The organism is Agaribacterium haliotis, assembly GCF_002312815.1.
Classification (GTDB): Bacteria; Pseudomonadota; Gammaproteobacteria; order Pseudomonadales; family Cellvibrionaceae; genus Agaribacterium; species Agaribacterium haliotis.
The window spans coordinates 39,378-58,196 of the sequence record NZ_NKQJ01000002.1 but is presented as its reverse complement, the minus strand read 5'-3'; the positions used below and the strand labels follow the sequence as shown (position 1 = coordinate 58,196).

Sequence of the window (18,819 nt, the reverse complement as noted above, 5' to 3'; positions counted from 1 at the left end):
CGGTACTACTTGCTATTGCCGTCTCGTCGCTGCCTTTGTGCAGCTGGTGTCGATTGGTGTCCAAGATTGCTGCTTGCGCCAATACCGCTGACTTTTACGCTTATTGTTTTAATGGCTTATTGTTTTTATGTAAGGAACAACAAATGAACAAATTTAAAATCTTACCCCTGGCCTGTTGTGTGGCTTTAGCACTCGGCTGTAGCTCCGGTGAACTCAAGCAAGAGCAGCCGGCTGAAACCGAGCAAGCTGTCGATGCTCGTTATATTTGGGATTTGAGTGATCTTTACAGCAGCGCCGAAGACTGGCAAGAAAACTACAGTGCAACAAAAGCGGCAATAGCGGAGCTTGAAAATTACAAAGGCAGTTTAGCTAACGGCAGCTCGGCGATGTTAACGGCAAACAAGGCGATTAGTTCCGCCTACAAGCGCGCCGTGCAGTTGCTGGTCTATGCGACCTTGAAAGCGGATGAAGATACGCGCATTGCAGAAAACGACGAGCGCCGCCAACTCGCGCGTATGTTAATGAGTGAGCTCAGCGCAGCGACGAGTTGGTACAGCCCCGAACTTTTGAGCCTCGGCCAGGCAAAAGTTGAGAAATACATGGATGAGCAGCCCGGGCTCGAGCCGTTCCGCCACAGTATGTTTGATACGCTGCGCCAGGCACCGCATATCCGCAGTGCGGAAGTGGAAGAGGTCTTAGCTAAAAGCGGCAAGGTCTCAGCCGCGCCGCAGAGCATTTACAGCACACTCGCCAACGCCAACCTGCCGTGGCCGGAAATTGAACTGCCCAACGGCGACAAAAAAATCTTGAGCCAAGCCGGCTATGGCGCGCTGCGCAGCAACGAGGACAGAGAGCTGCGCGCAAAAGTGTTTGATCAGTTCTGGACAACCTGGAAAGACTACGAGGCAACACTCGGCAGTGTACTCAGTGGTCACCTGCAGAGCCTGGCTTTTGAAACCGATGTTCGCGACTACGACAGCTCGGTCCAGCGCGCTCTGTTTAACGACAATATGCCCGAGCAGGTCTATCGCACCTTGGTTGATGAGGTCAATTCGGCCCTGCCTACACTCTACCGCTATTTTGAACTGCGCAAACGTATGCTCAATATCGAAGGGCCGATGCGTTACTACGATATTTATCCGCCGTTGGTCAGCCTCGATAAAGACTTCGGTATTGAAAGTTCAATCAGCCTGACCCGCGAAGCGTTGAAGCCTCTCGGCTCTGAATATCTGGCAGGCTACGATGCCGGCATTGAAGGGCGCTGGATGCATGTCTATCCGCAGCCAGGTAAGCGCAGCGGCGCCTATATGTTTGGTGCGGCTTACGACGTTCACCCTTATGTTTTGCTCAATCACAACGATGACTACGAAAGTGCCTCGACCTTTGCGCACGAGTACGGTCACGCCGTGCACAGCGTGCTTGCCAACGCTAGCCAGCCCTGGGAAACGGCCGACTACTCAACGTTTATCGCCGAGACAGCATCGATTATGAATGAGATGCTGCTGCAGGATTTGATGGTCAACAAAGCAAAAAGCCCAGAGGAAAAACTGTTTTATCTTGGCAACGGTCTCGAAAGCCTGCGCGGTACCTTTTTTAGGCAGACAATGTTTGCCGAGTTTGAGTTGAAGGTGAACGAAGAAGTTGCCGCGGGCAAGGCGATGAGCGGTGCACGTTTCAGTGAAATCTACCTCGAGCTGCTCAAACGCTACCACGGCCACGACCAGGGGGTGATGGAAATCGATGATCTCTACGCTATTGAGTGGGCCTATATTCCACACTTTTACTACGATTTTTATGTTTTCCAGTACGCAACGTCGATTGCCGCAGCGGCCGGTTTGGCAGAGAAAATTGGCGCCGGCGACATCGATACCCGCGATGCGTTTATCGACATGCTTAAAGCTGGCGGCTCTGATTACCCCTACCAGCTGATGAAAAATACCGGCATGGATATGGCAACCCCTGCACCGTATCGCGCCCTGGTGGCACGTATGAATGCGATTATGGATGAGATGGAGAAGATTCTCGATGAGCAGGGCTAGGCCCGCCTGAGTGAGCGCGGCGTTCTGTTCTCGGCGCCGTTGTTGTATGATGCCGCCTTTTTCTTAAGGCGGCTTTGGCCCGCCCATATGTATCAGATGAGGTCCCTATGGCGTACTCTACTAGCGAATTCAAGAATGGCCTTAAGGTTATGCTCGACGGCGATCCGTGCAGCATCCTTGAGAATGAAACCGTCAAGCCGGGTAAAGGCCAGGCCTTTAACCGTGTGCGCTTGAAAAACTTGGCAACAGGCAGGGTTTGGGAGCGCACCTTTAAATCGGGTGAGAGCCTTGAAGCCGCCGACGTAATGGATAGAGACATGGAGTATCTCTACAACGACGGTGAATTCTGGCACTTTATGGAACCCGATACTTTTGAGCAGTTTCAGGCCGATGAAAAGGCGGTTGGCGACAATGCCAAGTGGCTTAAAGAGCAGGACACGTGTGTTGTGACCTTGTACAACGGCTCGCCTCTGTCGATCACGCCACCGAATTTTGTTGAGCTCGAAGTAACTGAAACCGACCCGGGCCTAAAAGGCGATACCGCTCAGGGTGGTACTAAACCTGCGACCATGAGCACCGGCGCTGTTGTCAAAGTGCCTTTGTTTATTTCCATCGGCGAAGTGCTGCGCATCGATACCCGTACTGGCGAGTATCAGGGGCGCGCGGGTAAATAATTGCGCTTTGCTTGTGGGCGCAGTCTCGTACTGCGCTCAAAGGCTGGCCGCTGTTAAGGCTTGCGCCAGCCTAAAGTTATTATTCGAACGTTTGCTTTATTCTGTTTTACTTAGGCCTTCTAGGCGCCAGTTTTTGCCCGCCGCCAGCTACTTGTGTCGTTTTTCTTTTGTTGAGCCTTAGCGTCATTTCTTTTTTGTTGCTCTGAAACGATGCAGCCCGGCGCTGCTGTTATTTCGTTTTTTATCACCGTCTTGCATTTGTACTATCCTGAGCCTATTACACACGGAAAATGTGGACATTGTTATGGCGCACGAGCGTACCCTTGGCGTCTACACCCCTTATTTACAGGGCTTTTTTTATGGAGAGCTAGTCTGCCAGCTGCAGCAGTATGCGCTGCTTAAGGGCTATCGCTGCTGCATTATAAAAACCGGTGGTTTTGGCAAGTTTCGCTCGAATTTACACATTGATGAGCTCGATAGTATTGTTGTTGTGCGCAATGCTGTGCACCCGGACTTTGCCAAATCGTTGTTAGAACGCGGTAAAAAGCTCGTCTCCATTTCTTACGATTATTTCCCTTTGCCCATTCCCGTTGTCGGCAGTGATAACGTTGCCGGCGTAGAAATGGCATTTAATTTTTTGCTGCAAAAAGGTCATACACACATCGCTTTTGTTGGTGATTTAAGCCTTTACGATGTGCGCAAACGCTACGAGGCCTATTGTGACCAGCAGGAAATTAATGCCCTTGGTGATGACGAAAATTGCGTGTTTTCAGTTAGTGACAGCTTGTTTTCAGGCGGCTATGAGGCAGCGCTTGAATATGTCGCCAAAGGCTGCAAAGCCACCGGGGTTATCTGTGCCAGCTCCTTGACCAGCATCGGCTTTCGGCACCAGTTAAAAGAGGCAGGGCAAGATCTCGATCGCATAGATGTGGTGGGTTTTGAAGCTATTTCATTGGTTCCTGTGACAGAGCCGGATATCACCATGGTTGATTTAAACCTGCACCTTTTTGCTTATCAGGCACTTAGGGCGCTCGAAAGTGAGCAGGAGGCGGGGGCAGGTGAACACAAGTTTCTGGTGGAGCCGAAGTTGATCACGCCAAGTTCAGAATTTTTGGAGGCGAGCAACGCTTTCCTTGCCACCAGCACAGAGCTTCTTGAGTTGCACGATGCCAACTATATGAAGAGTGTGTTGACTAATTTATACGAGTGGCCGCGATCGATCGTTAATAGTGGCTTAGATCATTTAATGATGCTGCAACCGGTGTTTGAAAAGCAAATGCAAAAAGCCTGTTTAGGCCGATTTTTGTTAAATAAAGAGGGTAAAGAATTTATTCGGGTAAACAAGGTTTTTAGTCCGCACTCGGTGCAGAAGTTTGATAACAAAGACTTTGAAGCGCTAAGCGAAGCCGAAACCTATCCTCCGCCTGTTTGTGAGCTTGATTATCAGCGCTATGACAGTTGTATACATGTGCCCATTTTTCTTAAGGGGCAGCCCTGGAGGGTCTTGAGCATCTATGGTGATAGCCGCATTGGCGAAGGCCCAAGTAGTTTTTCTGCTTTTTGTGATTACATTGATGCTGTTATTACGCAGCTGGTCATGAGGGCTTATAAAAAACGTTCGCCGCAAGTACAAAGCGCGGCAAAAATGAAGGACGCAGGCGTTGGAAGCATTACCTGGATACCAGATAGCAACGATGCAAGGTGGAATATTGATGCGTTAAATTTACTGGGTTTCAATTCAGAGCTAGAGCAAAACATCTATCAGCACATGGATCTGATCGATAGGATACACCCCGACGACGAGGCCGCGCTCAGTGAGGCCTTGTTAGCGGTTCAGGAAAAGGAGTTTGAGATAAAAATACGTTTATTGCATAAAAATAAGAGTTACGCCGGTTATTCCATTGAGGGCAAATATGATCTTGCTGTTGATGCTGCGTTGCTTCGCCTTTCTCCGGCAACCTAGGCTTGCGGCATGAATGCGACCGGGGCTAGCGATCTCGCGTATATCTTACTTGCGCTACTGATGCTCAGTATACTGATTAATCTGCGCTTTATCTTTGAGCACAGTGTCAGGCGGGTCCGGAAAAAAATTGCTGACAAAAACGCGCCGAACCTTGTTCAAAAGTATTGCAGGGAGCAGGCTCAAAAAAGCAAAAGTGCACATCAGAACAATCAGCGATATTTATTAGATAAACAGTGCGCGCGCATTCGAGAGGCTTACTTGAGTATAGAGGCCAAGGCGCTTGATCGAGGTGAAGACAGCGAGGCTTACTGGCAGCTGTTGTCGATTAAGTTAAAAGCTTTACTTAAAATTTTTTCACAAGCCGAATCCAGATCGAAAAAAGCAGACGATACTTATCTTCTTAAACGTGTCGCAGATATTCGCGAACTGGTTTCTCGCAGCCCAGTTAGCCCAAGTGCCGAGCGAGTTTTAAGTGGTTTGGCTGCATTTGAGCAAGCTTGTCACAGTGGTAACAGCGACAAGAGAAAAATTGCCGAGCACAGCCAAAAATTAGATCGTTTATATCAGCGGCTTAACAGCGCATCGCACCGAAAGATTATGCAAGGTGCAAGCATGCATAGAGATTACTCCGTTGCCAGTCATGCGGCCTTAAAAAGGCTTAAGCAATCTTTAGAGGATGCCGAAGCAAAAGTTGAGCAGCTGCAGCATCAACAACTGGCCTTTGACTCCGCCGATCAGTTCCAGCGAAATAGCAATGAGATGAGAGATGGTGTGAACCGCTGTCAGCATCAGCTTTTCCGTATTCAAGATGGCCAGGATCGTATCAATAATATTCGTGTTGGCGAGGGTGAACACTTTGATGGGCGCGGTGTCGGCGAGGAACTGGCCGAGCTCTCTGAGCAAATTCAAGAAGAAAGTGAGCGCGAGATAAACCGCTTGCGATCAATTATAAAAGACCAACGCAACTTGATTTTGGATCTTGAAGAGAACTTAAGTCGCATGGAGCTTCGCAACGAAGATCAACGCGACGCGCCAGCATCGGAGACCGATCATGAACGCATGCTCGAGCAAGAAGATAAGCAAAAGCAGGCGGCCGTATCATTGGTGAAAAGCCAGCTCAAAGATGCCGAAAACTGTATTGACACACTAGAAAAAGAGCTAGAGAGCTTGAGAAATAAGTATAAAGAGCAGAAAAATCAGTCAATTGAGGAGTTAAAAAAAGAACCTCTGCACGAGCAGAGTCTAAAAGAAATGGAGCAAACCATTGACCACCTAAGGAAAGAAACGGATAGCCATAAGCGCAGTGAACAGTTACATCAAAGCCTGATGAACTACATGCTTGAATGCTTAGATGCCAGTTCAGTGGAAGATGTGTCTTTGTCTACCTATCAGACACTCAACGACTTGGGGTGGAAGGTAGGTTTGATTGTAAAGGGTGAGGGGCGAAACTTGGATATCGACCCGGAACAACATATTAACAACCGTGAAAAAACTCTAATTACCAATATGCAATTAGACGAGGTGGATGCTCGTCTCGAAAAGAATGTTGTTAAATTTCACCACGTAAATATTTCTGGCAAGTTAAGTAGCGCCAGCGGCGCGATAGACCCAGATTCGGTTACAGAAGTTTTGAAGATAATAAAGGCCACCGACAAGTTGCTTGGTAAAATGAAAAGTGAGCAGAAAATAAAACATTATCGCCGCCAGATTGATGAGTCGAGCAACTCGATCAAAAAACTTGCGCACGAAATTGACCAATCTATGGATAGGATGTGTGACAGAACTGAACAGAGTGTGTCGAGTGGTTTTGTACAGGTGCAAGGCCTGGCGCGAGCGAAGGGCTTGAGCGGTGCGCATATTGCGTCGTTTAAAAATCTGGAGCAGCAAGTTCTAGAAGAAATTCAGGGAGAGAAAAAACAAAAACTAAAAATGAAGAAGAAATTCCTACTGATTCTAAAAGCGCTTGACAATATAAGCTGATCACCGTTCGATAGTAAGCCCGGTGATCAGCTATTCATTAAAAACTATGGGTGATTGCTAATCGAAGCTGATCTGACTGTGCCGATGTTTGCTTTTTTAAGTTGAGAACTGTTTACGCTTGAGCCCCAAAGCTTTAAATCCGAAAACAGCATGTTTATGTTGTTGTTACCGTGAGAGCTTGCGGCAAGGCCCTGATAACTTAGCCTGTTTGAAAAGCAGCGGGACATGATCTTAGTCCACTCACGCCCATCCCGGGAACCAAAGGCAACGGCACAACGCCCTTCGTCATAGATATCTAACTTGACAAAACTTAAGTCTTTTTGACTTATCCCCGATGCGCCGGAAATAGTCACACTTCTACTTTGAGTTCCACCTGCATAAGAGTCGCGCCACTGAACTCTGAGAGGGTTGTCGTCAGCCGGTCGACACACAGCAAAGTAGGGGCTGTTGTTGCTTAGCTCACTACGTGCCATTACACAGCCTTTGGCAAATTTATCAACATGGCTACTTGCTGTATGAATACCACTGATCCAGCGGCTGTTGCTAGAGGCTCTATTTAGATAAAAGAAACTGAAGTTATCTCTACTTCCCCAAATATCTTCGGAATTTACTGAAACTCTGAGGATGTTGGCGTCTTCTTGTTGATTAGTACAGCTTTTACTAAAACACTCAAAGGGCCAGCCTTTGCCGTTGTGCGTGCGCGACCAAGAATCTTTGTGATAGTTGATCTTATTGGTGGCGATATGGTGAGCTCCGGCAAGTAGTGAGTTGTTAAAGCCATTGTCGCCATCAACTACGTAGCGGCGAACGACAAAACCCTTTTGCTGTACGTATTTAAACAGTGATGTATCGCTTGATCCGGTATTAAAAAAGATTTTACTTGAACTGTCGACCTGACTTTTTCTGTCGACGGCGGCGGAGCTAAAACCAAGCCTATATGGCCTGTTGGAAGCGTAGCTGGTATCGGTAAAGACCAAGATCCACTTGCCTTTTAGCTGATTCAGATTGGGCCATGAACAACCTTGGCTAACGCTGCGCTTTAGATTTGAAGCGCCTGGACAGGCGCGATACAGGTCTTGGGGTTTGAGTATGTCTTCTCTATCAATATATTGTGTAATTAAACGATCAAGTGCCTCCGGTGATTTGGCGCCACTAAAGCCGTCTTTAATATCAAACCACACCGTGACAACTTCGTGCTGAGGGTGAAGCCTATCAAAGGTCTGAAGTTCTTTCAGACAGCTTTTAAATGTATCGCAATTGGTTTTGGTGTCAAACACCGGGGTGTGGTAGACGTACCAGTTGTCTTGTAGAGAAGGTCTGCCAATTTTACTTCTGTATAAGTCGAATTCAATTGATCTTACGCGGTGATAAATCAGTTGATCTAAAATGCCTTCGTCGCGCCCATAACTATTGTGTGAGGATTTTTGCTGAACCTCGTTGTAGTTAAGTGCGAGGCTGTGGCATGAAACAAACAGCGTTAACAGTAAAGTTACTATCTTCATAATTACTCCCGAATGAGTATTTAATGGTGAGATGACGCAATTGTGTTAGAGAAAATGTTGTTGATGTTTTGCCTTGCTGACCAATATTCCTTTTGCTTCAGCGTCTATTGGTTATGGAAAAAGTGCACGTCCATGTGCACTGTGGGGTAACTAGAATTTACTGCGAATAGCGACAATATAGCGGCTGCCGTAGGTATCGATACGGCCGCCTCGATTTTCATCGTCAAAGTAGGTTTTCTGCTGGGCGTTGGTGATGTTTACGCCTTCGAGCGAGACTGAGAATATGTCGTTAATATCGTAACTTATGCTGGCGTCTACGGTGCCAAACGCAGCTTGGGTTTCATCGGAGACGATGCCAACGCCGTTGTCTAATAAGTATTTATCGCGCCAGTTGTAACCGATGCGCGAAGCGAAATTGCCGATCTCATAAAACGCAATTAAATTAAAGCTATTCTCGGATAGGCCGCCAATGTCTTGCTCTACGAGAATATCGTCCTCGTTTACTTCGACACTGCCGTTGGCATAGGTATAGTTAAACTGCAACCCGAGTCCATTCATCGGGTAGGCAAGCTTGGAAAATACTTGTTGATAGTTAAATTCAAAGCCGCTGATGCTGCCCTCTCCGGTGTTCAGCGGTGCGCTGAGTACGATATCTTCGCCACCAATGACGACACTTTTTGATACGGAAGAAATAAAAGTTTGAATGTCTTTATAGAAAACACCGGTGCTTAATAAAGCTGAGTCGTCAAAATACCACTCTATCGAAGCATCGTACTGCAGCGCTTTATATGGGTTAAGAAGAGGGTTGCCACCTTGCGCCGTAGGTGAGTCTGTATTGACGCTCAAGCCGGGAGTAAGCTGATTTAGGGCCGGACGGGAAATAACCTTTGCAGCTGCGCTTCGCAGTAATAAATTATCTTGCAGGCGGAAGTTTACGTTTAGGCTAGGCAGCGGGTCATAGTAGCTGTTGGTAAATGATACTTCTTTTCCAACACCGTCAATCAACTGCAGGCCTGAAGGTTTTTGAACGGTTTTGACGTAGCGCAAGCCAAGATTTCCGTAAAAAGGAAGAGTGCTATTGTCTGAATCAAAGTCACCTTGCGCGTAAACCGCAGAGATATCTTCATCTACTTTGTAGGAGCGGCGGCGGTCGTTATCGTTTATAGGTTGAGAGGCGTACTGTTCGGTAAAATATTCGTCAAAGAATTTATCTGAATTTGGCACCAGGAACTCGCGGGGGAAATTGCCATCGGTTTCAGATAAGAAGTCAGAGACAGGAAAAGCATCAAAATACGATAAATCAAAAATGCGGTTGTCGAGTGATACACGAATATCTTGTCGTTTGTAATCCCGAGAGCGTTCTCGGTAACTAAAACCTGTGCGCAGACCGGTAAACAGGCCTTCTAGCTCGTACAATGCATCAAAACGAATGCTGCTATCGCTATCTTGTACATTGATCGGCCGGTATTCAATGCGTCGCCCGGGGAAGCTCGCCGGGTCGAGCAGGTCTACAGGGGTAGATAAATCGGGGCCACTCTCATAGCCTGCGCGATAATCAAAGCTGAGTTCATCAAAGGTTCTCAAGCGGGTGCGGCGAATAGGTTCGTCGGTGTTACTTTCTGCATTGGAGTACGATAAGTTTAGATCCAGGGTCCAGCGATCAAGCAGCCACTGGTTGTCGGTGCCGATAGATAGATTTTCGTGTGCAGCCTTAGATGTTTCGCGCGATAGCTGTATACCGGTATTACTGGCCTTAGCTGCGAGCATTGAATCACCTGAAATAATTGCATCTGAGGCGTTGCCGTTAATTCCAAGATCCAGCCCTATTTCGTCAAAATCAACAGTGTAGTTTGACCAAAAGGTATCGATATTGCCTCGATAATTATCTGTGGGCTGCCACTCCAGGCTGAGTGATGCTGAGACTCGCTCTCGATCTTGTTGCTCAAGCGTAGGGCGGTTGCGCTGGGGGGCATAAATATCCTTGTAGCTATCATCGCCGTTTTGGTCCTGGAGCTGACCTTTAATCCAATTAAACGTGAAGGCTCTATCCTGGCGAATATGGCGCTGGCTGTAAGCTGCTGAAAATAAAGCGCCAAAGCTCTCACTTGTATTTGTCCAGCTTGTCAGGCCTGAAATCCGAGGGTCGGTAGTGTCTGCGAAATCGGAGTGGCTGATTTTGGCGGTCAGTGCGTTGGTTTTACCTAAGTCGCTCGGCCTAAAGGTTTTAACATTTATAATTCCGCCAATTGCGCCTTCATCATGGCGTGCTTCTGGAGCTTTAATGACTTCAATGCCTGCAATATGGTCGGAGGCCAATACATCAAAGCGGAACGAGCGTCCCTGCTGGCCGCTATTTTCGACATTCTCGTTTATCGCAATATTGCGGCCATTTAACTGCGCTACTTGAAAGTCCGGGCCTAGTCCGCGCACACTGACAAATAGGCCTTCGCCGCGATTGCGACTAATTTGTACGCCGGGAACAACCTGTAAGGCTTCGGCGACATTCTCGGTTGGGAATTTACCAATATCTGTTGAGCTAATAACCTCAACAACTGTATTTGCTTCACGTTTACTTTCAAGTGATCGGTTCAATGAGGCCGAGTAGCGACCATTTACAATCATTGTCTCAACCGCTGGCTGTTGTACAGCTTGCTGTTGGTTTTTCGCTGCCTGCGTGGATTTTTCTATAATAATTGCGCCGCTGCTATCGCTGCGATACTGTAAGCCACTGTTTTTAAGCATGGTGTCCAGTGCTTGTTCTAGGCTCATATGGCCTTCAACTTTTGGAGAAAGCTTTCCCGATACCAAATCGCCGGGAGCGATAATTATCTGTTCGCTCTGCTGGGACAGCTGGTTTAGCGCCTTGCCTAAGGCTTGGTCTTCGATGTGATAGTTTTTGTCGTTGAGCTGCGCGAGTGCGACAGAACTGGCTATGGCCAGAGGTAATAAGGCAAGCCGGGCTTGCTTTAAAGTGTGTGATGAGCGCTTACGTAACATTGTGATCTCCAAAAAGCACAGTATTGGTTTCTTTCAAAGAGGCGTTAGCGCAAAAAATATTTCAGGAATATCTTACTTTTAACGAAAATTTAATATTTCATTTTTGTCATAATTTATCTGGGGTGGGAAATGACTATTTGTCCAGATCGATGGATTAAGCTTAGGTTCTGGCTTGCTGCGATGCCTTTTATAGCGGCATCTGCCTGATCCGTTTTGAATGACAAGGTTAAATTAATGTTCTTTATTTTATTGTTTTCAATAAAGTATTTCTTGTGGCTGTAGCGGTTGATGTCATTGATGATCTGTTCGAGTTTTTCGTGTTCATAACTTAGCCTGTCATTTAACCAGGCTAGTTTGTTGTTCTTGTCAAAAGGGCGAATATTCCCTTTATTTCCATCTGTGTGTAACTTAAGCTGCTGCCCTGCCTCGAGTGTATCGGCAGTGTGTTTTTTGCTCCATAAAAATGCTTTTGGCTTCTCAATTTTAACCCGGCCTTCAGTGACCGATATTTGGGTTGCCGACGGAGATTGCTGAACCTCAAAGGCCGTGCCGACGACGATAATTTGATGTTGGTGGCTGTGTACAATGAAAGGTTTTTGGGTATTGTGCTCGACCTCAATATAGATGCTGCCTTTATCTAGGGTGAGTTCTCTACTTGATTTCGACCAGCGCATTGTCGCTTGGCTATCCCCGCTTAATCGCAATCGTGATCCATCTTTTAGATAATATTCACTGTTGCCGTGATGGTTGGAGATAAACGTTTCGCTGTGGTTGTGATGCTTAAAAATAAAAGGCGAAATTAACATGAGAATACAGGCTGCCGCAGCGAGGCCTAGCCCGTATTTAACGAATGGGGTTTGTCGTGAAGTGAAATCAGTGCTGGCGATATATCGCTCCAGTTCGTCGCCGTAGCCGATAGCCTTCCAGGTTTCTTCAGTTTTTGAAAAAGCTTGTTGGTGTTTGGGGTTCTGGTGAATCCAGGTATTGAATTCGAGTTGCTCGCGCTCGTCCAGGCCGTTCATGTTTATGCGCAATACCCAGTCTCTGGCTTGCTGTTTGATGACTTGTTGATTCATCTTTGCATCCTCACTGTGTTTCAAGCACAGCCAGTGCGGCTTTTAATTGGCGGCTGATATCTGCAGCGCTCCAGCCTGTAGCTTCGGAAATTTGGGCATAGGTTTGCCCTTTGATTCGGCTGCGCAATATCAGTTCGCGCTGTTTTTTGCTTAACTTGCGCATATTTTTTTCAACTGACTTTATTTTTTGCCTAGCCGCAACAACACGCTCGGGGCATCGCTCTTCAACCTGCTCTCGTTCATATTCGATCAGTTTATTGACGTAGTCCTGCGATCGACTTTGCCTTTGCAGGGATTTCAGCCCGAGGTTAATTGCTATTTTCAATAAAAAGGCGCGCGGTTCTTCGATATGGCTGGTGTCGGCCATGCGCATGTATTTTGTAAAGGCTTCTTGTGCTAAGTCTTCTGCGTCGGGTGGGCCTTCACCGTAAACTTTGCGCAAGCTTCGGCAAAGCCCAGTCCAGTGCTTCTGGTAGAGCCTTTCAATACCGGCTTGAGTCTGGCTGCTGCTATTTGTTGTGAGCGCTGATCGAAGCAAACTTCGAGAAAACAGTGCGGCGCTGGGCAGTGAATTTTTCATATTTTTTCTCAATCACATGCGCATCCGCTTCGCACTACAACGATTGGCGGCAAAGTTAAACGGTATTTATGACGATTTAGTGATAACTTATAGATGCTGTTTCAAAAGCTGCGCGAGCTCATACTTTATTGCGCCTGCGGCTTAAGTTTACAGGCTTAGGGTTGCAGGCTTAGATTTGTCGGCTCAGGCTGGCACATGTTTTTGTGGTTTGATTTGAGGTTTTTATGTCCGAGGTATGGCGGCTTAGTGCAGATATTTCTGTGTTGCAGCAGCGAGCAAAAATTTTACATCTTATTCGGCAGTTTTTTGCCCGGGAAAATGTACTCGAGTTAGAAGTACCGGTGTTGGCGAAGTACAGCGTCAGCGATCCGTGGCTGGATGCGCTGGATGTCAGTGTGAACGGCGAGCAGCAGTGGCTGCAAACCTCGCCCGAGTATTATTTGAAAAGAGCCCTGGCCAGTGGTAGCGGTAGTGTTTATTCACTTGGCAAAGCCTTTCGTGCCGATGAGCGCGGGCGCTTACACGAGGCTGAATTTACCATGCTCGAATGGTATCGGCTCGATTATGATGATACTGCCTTAATTGGTGAAATAACGGAATTGTTATTACTGTTAAAGCCGGATTTATCTGTTACGCGTTCGAGTTACGCTGAATTGTTTGAGAAACTTTTTTCCATCGATGTCCACAGCGCCGACGCCAAACAGCTTGAGGCCTTGGCCAAAGAGCAGCTCGATGTAAATTGGCAGGATGATAAAAGCGGTTGGCTCGATCTAATTTTTAGTCACTTGGTTGAGCCGCAGTTAGGGCAGGGTTTGCATATTGTCTATGACTACCCCGAGTGCCAGGCTGCCCTTGCTCGTTTGGGTTTTAATAAAGCGGGGCAAAAAGTCGCTAAGCGTTTTGAGTGTTTTATAGACGGTGTTGAGTTGGCAAATGGTTATTGGGAGCTGTGTGATGCGGATGAGCAGCGCCAGCGCTTTGCCTGCGATAATGCTAAACGCCGCAGTTTGGGCAAACCTGAGCGGGATATTGACCCGTATTTTATTGCCGCGTTAGAGCAGGGGCTGCCAGATTGTGCGGGCGTGGCACTTGGTGTCGATCGTTTGGTAATGGCGCTGTTGGGCCTGGATAGCATCGCCAAACAGCGCAGCTTTTAATTGCGCTGCGCTTCTTGGGTTAATTCGAGCTCAGCTATGAAGCCGAACTCACTTTTTGTGCCCGATGCTTGGGCGCGGCAAAGGCCCTAGTCGAGGTCGTCGCAGTCACAGTTGATGTACTGGTTCATTTCCAGTGCCGGAGCCTGGCTCTTGGGCACGCCAACCGCTTTTGCGGGCACGCCGACAACTGTTGTATGAGCCGGTACGTCGTCGAGTACGACAGAACCCGCGCCGACCTTAGCGCCTTCGCCTATTTCGATATTGCCGAGAACCTTAACCCCGGCTGAAATCAGTGAACCGCGGCGCACTTTGGGGTGCCTGTCGCCACCGACCTTGCCGGTACCACCGAGTGTGACATTTTGCATAATCGACACATCGTCTTCGATGACGCAGGTTTCGCCGATAACAATGCCGGTGGCGTGATCAAACATCAGGCCTTTGCCGATTGTCGCGGCCGGGTGTACGTCTACACCAAAGACCATACTGATGTGGCTCTGTAAAAACAGCGCTAGCGAGCTGCGCCCGCCGAGCCACAGGCAGTGGGCAATACGGTAGGCCTGCAGAGCTTGAAAACCTTTAAAGTACAAAAAAGGGATGCTGTAGCTATCGCAGGCCGAGTCCCTGTCGAATACGGCTTTAATGTCGGCGCGCACGGCCGTACTGATGCCGCAGTCGCGTTTCATTGCGTCTTCGATAATCTCGCGAATCTGCAACGCGCTGATAGCGGGGTTGGCCAGCTTGTTAGCCAGATGAAAGCTCAGAGCAGATTCGAGCGTGTCGTGATTGAGGATGGTGGCGTGTAAAAAGCTGGCGAGCGCGGGTTCTTGCTCGGCCTGTTCACGCACTTCATCGCGAATACGCTGCCAAACGGGGTCGCTGCCGACGCTGGTGGGTACGGCTTGTACAGACATGGTGCTATTCCTTAGGTAACTAGCGTTATTATTGGGCCTTTACTTACGCTTTTAAAGGGATGAAATAGTCTATGTCTGACTATGCAACACTGTGTCGCAACTATATTGCCGCCAAGCCCGAAGCCCAGAGCGACTTTCCTTTTGGCCCGGAAACCGAAGTCTGGCGTATACGGGGCAAAATGTTTGCGCTATTTATGTCGAACTTTAAGGGCCGCGCTGCGGTCAATTTGAAGTGTGAACCCGGCGAGGCGCAGGCACTTCGGGATGTCTTTGAAGCCGTGATTGCGGCTTATCATATGAATAAAAAACACTGGAATACGGTGCTGCTTGACGCTTCACTGCCGCTGTCGGAGTTTGAGCGCCAAGTTGATCACAGTTACGCGCTGGTGCTTCAAGGTTTGCGTAAAAAAGAACGCGAGGCCCTTATTGCTTTATACGGCGAGCAGTTGCTTAAAAAATAGCCTTGGCTATTGGACGTAAACTAGGCAAGGCTGTGAAGCGCACTCCGCTTAAACCCGGTGCTTGAATTTGCTTGTTGAGGCTCCATATCTGTTGGGAGCGTTATTATTTTCTTGGAGGTTAAGGTGAAACGCATTGGTTTGTTTTTGGCGACCAACTTTGCTGTGTTAATTGTTGCAGGTGTGGTTTTGAACCTGCTCGGGGTCAATACCATATTGGCCGAAAATGGCAGCGACCTGAATGTACAGGCACTGCTAGTTATGTGTGCGGTATTTGGTTTTAGCGGCTCGCTGATTTCGCTGTTTATGTCGAAGTGGATTGCGAAAAAAACCGCGGGTGTGCAAATAATCGATAATCCGCGCAACCCTGAAGAGCGCTGGTTACTCGAGACGGTTCGCGACCTGAGTCAGCGCGCGGGCATAGGTATGCCGGAAGTTGGTATTTTCCCTGCTCAGCAGAGCAACGCTTTTGCTACCGGCGCAAATCGCAATAACGCTCTAGTTGCGGTGAGTGCCGGCTTGATGCAGCGCTTTAACAAAAATGAGATTCGCGCAGTGCTCGGCCATGAAATTGGTCATGTCGCCAATGGCGATATGATTACGCTGACCTTGGTGCAGGGTGTTGTAAACACGTTTGTTATGTTCTTCGCGCGAATTATTGGCCATGTTGTCGATCGTGCGATCCTTAAAAATGAGCGCGGTTATGGCATTGGTTATTTTGTGACAACGATGGTGGCTCAGGTTGTGCTGGCTTTTCTCGCCAATATTATTGTGGCCTGGTTTAGTCGCAAGCGAGAGTTCCGCGCAGATATTGCCGGTGCGCAATTAGCGGATCGGGAGTCGATGATTGCCGCGCTGCGCCGCCTGCAAGAAGAGACGCGTGCCCACGTGCCCAATCAGATGCCCGATGCGATGCGAGCCTTTGGCATTAGTTCGGGTTTTACTACAGGCTTTCAGGCTCTGTTTGCGACCCACCCGCCTTTAGAGCGGCGTATTGCAGCTTTGCAAACCTCGTAAGTAAAAATAAAAAAGGCGCGTAAAGCGCCTTTTTTACGATTTATTGCTGGCTACTAACTGTGTTTTTGTTGGCCTTTAATACGGCTAACTGCAACAATCAGTGCAACAACAAGAAAAAACAAAAATGCGTGCATCAGTTCGCCGCTGTCCATCGCTTGAGCCTGCTTTTTGGCTCCGTCGGCGACGTCGGCAAAGGCGCTTTGAATAGTACTGACTGCAAGTAAGCTTGCGGCGCCAAATAGACTTAAGAGTTTTCTCCAATAGTTTGTCTGCATAATTACCTTCCTTGAAACCCTCGCTCGTGGCAGCAGTTTCATTTTTTGTTGCTTGGGATAGAGCATAAGCTTGATAAGCTATTGCCGTGCCGCTTTTTAAAAAGCTAAGAGAATCAGCGCTTTGTCGTCAGACCTTAATATGCTTTTTATTCAGACTGTCAAAAGTGGCGACGGTCATTGCATTCAAGCGCAGTTTTATGACGTTTTCTAAGGTGTTTTCAGATTAAATCGGTCGTTCGAATACTGGCCTTAGTACTTTTTGATCATAGGTTAGCGCTTGCTTCTCAGTAGCACTTGTTAGATTGCTGGCAGTAAAAAAAGTTCGGCTGTTAAATTAATCGACAGTATTGCTAAGGCCGGCCTGAGCTTTTTGGCGTGCGCGCCAAGGTCCATACTTCGACATAGTCACAGCCGGCCTGTTTAAGCTGCTTGCTCAGCTCGTTGGCCGTTGCTCCGGTTGTCAGCACATCGTCGACAAGCGCCAGGCGCAGACCGGGTTGCGGTTGTAATTTGAGTTGGTAGTTTTTGCCTTCGGTTGATAGGCGCTGTTGGCGCTTAAGTTGTTTTTGTTGTCTGTGGCTATGGCATTTAAAGAGCTTGAGCTCGGCGAGCCTGTGTTTTTTGGCCAGGTGCCCGGCGATAATTTCGCTTTGATTAAAGCCCCGTTGCAGGCGCCGGCGCCAGTGTTGGGGAACCGCAACAACGGCGTCGATCAGGCGGCTGTCGAGCTGCTGGCTCAGTTGCTCACTTAACCAAAGGCCAAGCGGCACATTGGCCCGGCTTTTAAACTGATGGATGAGTTCGCTGACGCTTTTTTCGTAGCTAAAAGCGCATCGGGCGCGGTCAAAATTGTGACTGCCGGCGAGGCACTCCCGGCAGAATTTGGCCTTTGTTTGCAGGGGTAGGCAGCAAATTGAGCAGGCGTGTTTGATGCTCGGCAGGTCTGCAGCGCAGTGAGGGCAGATGAGCGCTGAGCTTGTCTGCTTGCAGAGCAGGCATTGGTTGGGCAGCAGGTAATCAACACTGCTGCGAATAGCTTCTAGAATCCGTTGTTTGTTCACGCTGTAAACCTGAAATTCCGTTTCGGGTTGACAGAGGGCGGGTGCCCTCCTAGAGTTCGCTGCTCTGATTTTAGTCCTTATTCCGTGGAGAGAGCTATGCAAGCTGAGCTTGGCACCGTGCGCAGCAACTGGAGTCGCGAAGAAGTTGAGCGCCTATTTGACCTGCCTTTTAACGATTTATTGTTTGAGGCTCAGCGTGTGCACCGCTTGCACTTTGCGGCCAACGAAGTACAGGTTTCAACTCTGTGCTCAATTAAAACCGGTGCCTGCCCCGAAGACTGCGCCTATTGCCCGCAGAGTGCTCGCTACAATACCGGTTTAGAGAAAGAGAAACTGATGGCCGTGGCCAAGGTGATCGAAGAGGCCAAAGAGGCCAAAGCCGCTGGCGCGACTCGCTTTTGTATGGGCGCTGCCTGGCGTTCTCCGCGCGCACGCGATATGGAAATCGTTGTCGACATGGTAAAAGAGGTAAAAAGCCTCGGCATGGAAACCTGTATGACGTTAGGCATGCTCGATACGCAACAGGCTCAGAACCTCGCCGATGCCGGGCTCGACTACTACAACCACAACCTCGATACCTCGCCTGAGTTCTATTGTGACATCATCACAACACGGACTTACCAAGACCGCCTCGATACCCTCGCAAATGTGCGCAAGGCCGGTATGAATGTCTGTTCTGGCGGCATTGTTGGCATGGGGGAAGAAAAAAGCGATCGCATTGGCCTTTTGCTCCAGTTGGCGAATATGGAACAGCAGCCTGAATCCGTGCCGATTAACCAGTTGGTTCGTGTTGAAGGCACCCCGCTTGCCGAGCAGGCGGATCTCGATCCATTTGATTTTATTCGCTGTATCGCTGTTGCTCGCCTGATGATGCCCAAGTCTCATGTACGCCTGAGCGCCGGGCGCGAGCAAATGAACGAGCAGACCCAAGCACTGGCGTTTATGGCCGGAGCCAACTCAATTTTCTATGGCGAGAAACTGCTAACTACTGCCAACCCAGACGAAAATAAAGATATGGCGCTGTTTCGGCGCCTGGGTATTAGGCCCGAGAAGTTAGAAGTAAAGGCCGAGCAGCCTGTCAAAGCTGTGGCTCAGGCAAATGCCATGTTTTACGAGGCGGCCAACTAAG

The 18,819-nt window shown here is 48.5% G+C and carries 15 protein-coding genes; 8 read left to right on the top strand and 7 right to left on the bottom strand.

The genetic code is table 11. The annotated features are described in order from the left end of the window. Positions 1–143 precede the first annotated feature (143 nt). From pepF to CFK45_RS03115, 4 genes are all read left to right on the top strand, one after another. Positions 144–2,039: an oligoendopeptidase F gene (gene pepF, locus CFK45_RS03130; protein WP_096085212.1), complete on the top strand. Its 1,896-nt coding sequence runs from the start codon at positions 144–146 to the stop codon at positions 2,037–2,039. A gap of 107 nt (positions 2,040–2,146) precedes the next feature. Further along, positions 2,147–2,713 (top strand): elongation factor P, encoded by a 567-nt coding sequence (efp, locus tag CFK45_RS03125; RefSeq protein ID WP_096084966.1) that lies wholly within the window; start codon positions 2,147–2,149, stop codon positions 2,711–2,713. Between the two features lie 304 nt (positions 2,714–3,017). After that, entirely contained in the window at positions 3,018–4,676 is a 1,659-nt protein-coding gene (locus tag CFK45_RS03120) for a substrate-binding domain-containing protein (protein ID WP_096084965.1), read from the top strand. Between the two features lie 9 nt (positions 4,677–4,685). Then, positions 4,686–6,656, top strand: a complete 1,971-nt coding sequence (locus CFK45_RS03115) for a coiled-coil domain-containing protein (protein ID WP_096084964.1) — start codon at positions 4,686–4,688, stop codon at positions 6,654–6,656. A 44-nt stretch (positions 6,657–6,700) separates the two neighbouring features. On the opposite strand, the gene CFK45_RS03110 is transcribed toward CFK45_RS03115, so the two are convergent. The 4 genes from CFK45_RS03110 to CFK45_RS03095 all read right to left on the bottom strand — a co-directional run bounded on the left by CFK45_RS03110 (position 6,701) and on the right by CFK45_RS03095 (position 12,811). Next, complete coding sequence (locus tag CFK45_RS03110; protein ID WP_096084963.1) at positions 6,701–8,158, bottom strand: Ca2+-dependent phosphoinositide-specific phospholipase C; 1,458 nt, start codon at positions 8,156–8,158, stop codon at positions 6,701–6,703. A gap of 150 nt (positions 8,159–8,308) precedes the next feature. Then, a complete protein-coding gene (locus CFK45_RS03105) occupies positions 8,309–11,155 on the bottom strand; it encodes a TonB-dependent receptor (RefSeq protein WP_143247466.1) in 2,847 nt (948 codons plus the stop codon). 113 nt (positions 11,156–11,268) lie between these two features. Further along, on the bottom strand, positions 11,269–12,231 hold the full coding sequence (locus CFK45_RS03100; RefSeq protein ID WP_143247465.1) for a FecR family protein: 963 nt from the start codon (positions 12,229–12,231) through the stop codon (positions 11,269–11,271). Between the two features lie 10 nt (positions 12,232–12,241). Then, the gene (locus tag CFK45_RS03095; protein WP_096084960.1) at positions 12,242–12,811 is read right to left on the bottom strand and encodes an RNA polymerase sigma factor; all 570 of its coding nucleotides are present in this window, start codon (positions 12,809–12,811) and stop codon (positions 12,242–12,244) included. 224 nt (positions 12,812–13,035) lie between these two features. Between CFK45_RS03095 and epmA the strand changes: the two genes are divergently transcribed. Further along, the gene (epmA, locus tag CFK45_RS03090; RefSeq protein WP_096084959.1) at positions 13,036–13,968 is read left to right on the top strand and encodes an EF-P lysine aminoacylase EpmA; all 933 of its coding nucleotides are present in this window, start codon (positions 13,036–13,038) and stop codon (positions 13,966–13,968) included. Positions 13,969–14,054: 86 nt separating this feature from the next. Here epmA and cysE read toward each other — a convergent pair whose 3' ends face one another. Beyond that, complete coding sequence (gene cysE, locus CFK45_RS03085; protein ID WP_096084958.1) at positions 14,055–14,879, bottom strand: serine O-acetyltransferase; 825 nt, start codon at positions 14,877–14,879, stop codon at positions 14,055–14,057. A 71-nt stretch (positions 14,880–14,950) separates the two neighbouring features. Between cysE and CFK45_RS03080 the strand changes: the two genes are divergently transcribed. Together CFK45_RS03080 and htpX are read left to right on the top strand one after the other, a co-directional pair. Continuing rightward, entirely contained in the window at positions 14,951–15,340 is a 390-nt protein-coding gene (locus CFK45_RS03080; protein ID WP_096084957.1) for an MmcQ/YjbR family DNA-binding protein, read from the top strand. Between the two features lie 123 nt (positions 15,341–15,463). After that, the gene (gene htpX / locus CFK45_RS03075) at positions 15,464–16,354 is read left to right on the top strand and encodes a protease HtpX (protein WP_096085211.1); all 891 of its coding nucleotides are present in this window, start codon (positions 15,464–15,466) and stop codon (positions 16,352–16,354) included. A 53-nt stretch (positions 16,355–16,407) separates the two neighbouring features. Here the strand turns inward: htpX and CFK45_RS03070 are convergent, their stop codons facing one another. Together CFK45_RS03070 and CFK45_RS03065 are read right to left on the bottom strand one after the other, a co-directional pair. Continuing rightward, positions 16,408–16,629 (bottom strand): hypothetical protein, encoded by a 222-nt coding sequence (locus CFK45_RS03070; protein WP_096084956.1) that lies wholly within the window; start codon positions 16,627–16,629, stop codon positions 16,408–16,410. 350 nt (positions 16,630–16,979) lie between these two features. Then, positions 16,980–17,690, bottom strand: coding sequence for a ComF family protein (locus CFK45_RS03065; RefSeq protein WP_096084955.1), 711 nt, complete (start codon positions 17,688–17,690; stop codon positions 16,980–16,982). A 96-nt stretch (positions 17,691–17,786) separates the two neighbouring features. On the opposite strand from CFK45_RS03065, the gene bioB reads away from it, so the two are divergent. Further along, complete coding sequence (gene bioB / locus CFK45_RS03060) at positions 17,787–18,818, top strand: biotin synthase BioB (RefSeq protein ID WP_096084954.1); 1,032 nt, start codon at positions 17,787–17,789, stop codon at positions 18,816–18,818. Position 18,819: the final 1 nt, after the last annotated feature.

What these genes read in the sequence shown, in the direction of transcription:
- pepF (WP_096085212.1), top strand. Translation starts at nt 144, where the DNA reads ATGAACAAATTTAAAATCTTACCCCTGGCCTGTTGTGTGGCTTTAGCA.
- efp (WP_096084966.1), top strand. Translation starts at nt 2,147, where the DNA reads ATGGCGTACTCTACTAGCGAATTCAAGAATGGCCTTAAGGTTATGCTC.
- CFK45_RS03120 (WP_096084965.1), top strand. Translation starts at nt 3,018, where the DNA reads ATGGCGCACGAGCGTACCCTTGGCGTCTACACCCCTTATTTACAGGGC.
- CFK45_RS03115 (WP_096084964.1), top strand. Translation starts at nt 4,686, where the DNA reads ATGAATGCGACCGGGGCTAGCGATCTCGCGTATATCTTACTTGCGCTA.
- CFK45_RS03110 (WP_096084963.1), bottom strand. Translation starts at nt 8,158, where the DNA reads ATGAAGATAGTAACTTTACTGTTAACGCTGTTTGTTTCATGCCACAGC.
- CFK45_RS03105 (WP_143247466.1), bottom strand. Translation starts at nt 11,155, where the DNA reads ATGTTACGTAAGCGCTCATCACACACTTTAAAGCAAGCCCGGCTTGCC.
- CFK45_RS03100 (WP_143247465.1), bottom strand. Translation starts at nt 12,231, where the DNA reads ATGAATCAACAAGTCATCAAACAGCAAGCCAGAGACTGGGTATTGCGC.
- CFK45_RS03095 (WP_096084960.1), bottom strand. Translation starts at nt 12,811, where the DNA reads ATGAAAAATTCACTGCCCAGCGCCGCACTGTTTTCTCGAAGTTTGCTT.
- epmA (WP_096084959.1), top strand. Translation starts at nt 13,036, where the DNA reads ATGTCCGAGGTATGGCGGCTTAGTGCAGATATTTCTGTGTTGCAGCAG.
- cysE (WP_096084958.1), bottom strand. Translation starts at nt 14,879, where the DNA reads ATGTCTGTACAAGCCGTACCCACCAGCGTCGGCAGCGACCCCGTTTGG.
- CFK45_RS03080 (WP_096084957.1), top strand. Translation starts at nt 14,951, where the DNA reads ATGTCTGACTATGCAACACTGTGTCGCAACTATATTGCCGCCAAGCCC.
- CFK45_RS03070 (WP_096084956.1), bottom strand. Translation starts at nt 16,629, where the DNA reads ATGCAGACAAACTATTGGAGAAAACTCTTAAGTCTATTTGGCGCCGCA.
- bioB (WP_096084954.1), top strand. Translation starts at nt 17,787, where the DNA reads ATGCAAGCTGAGCTTGGCACCGTGCGCAGCAACTGGAGTCGCGAAGAA.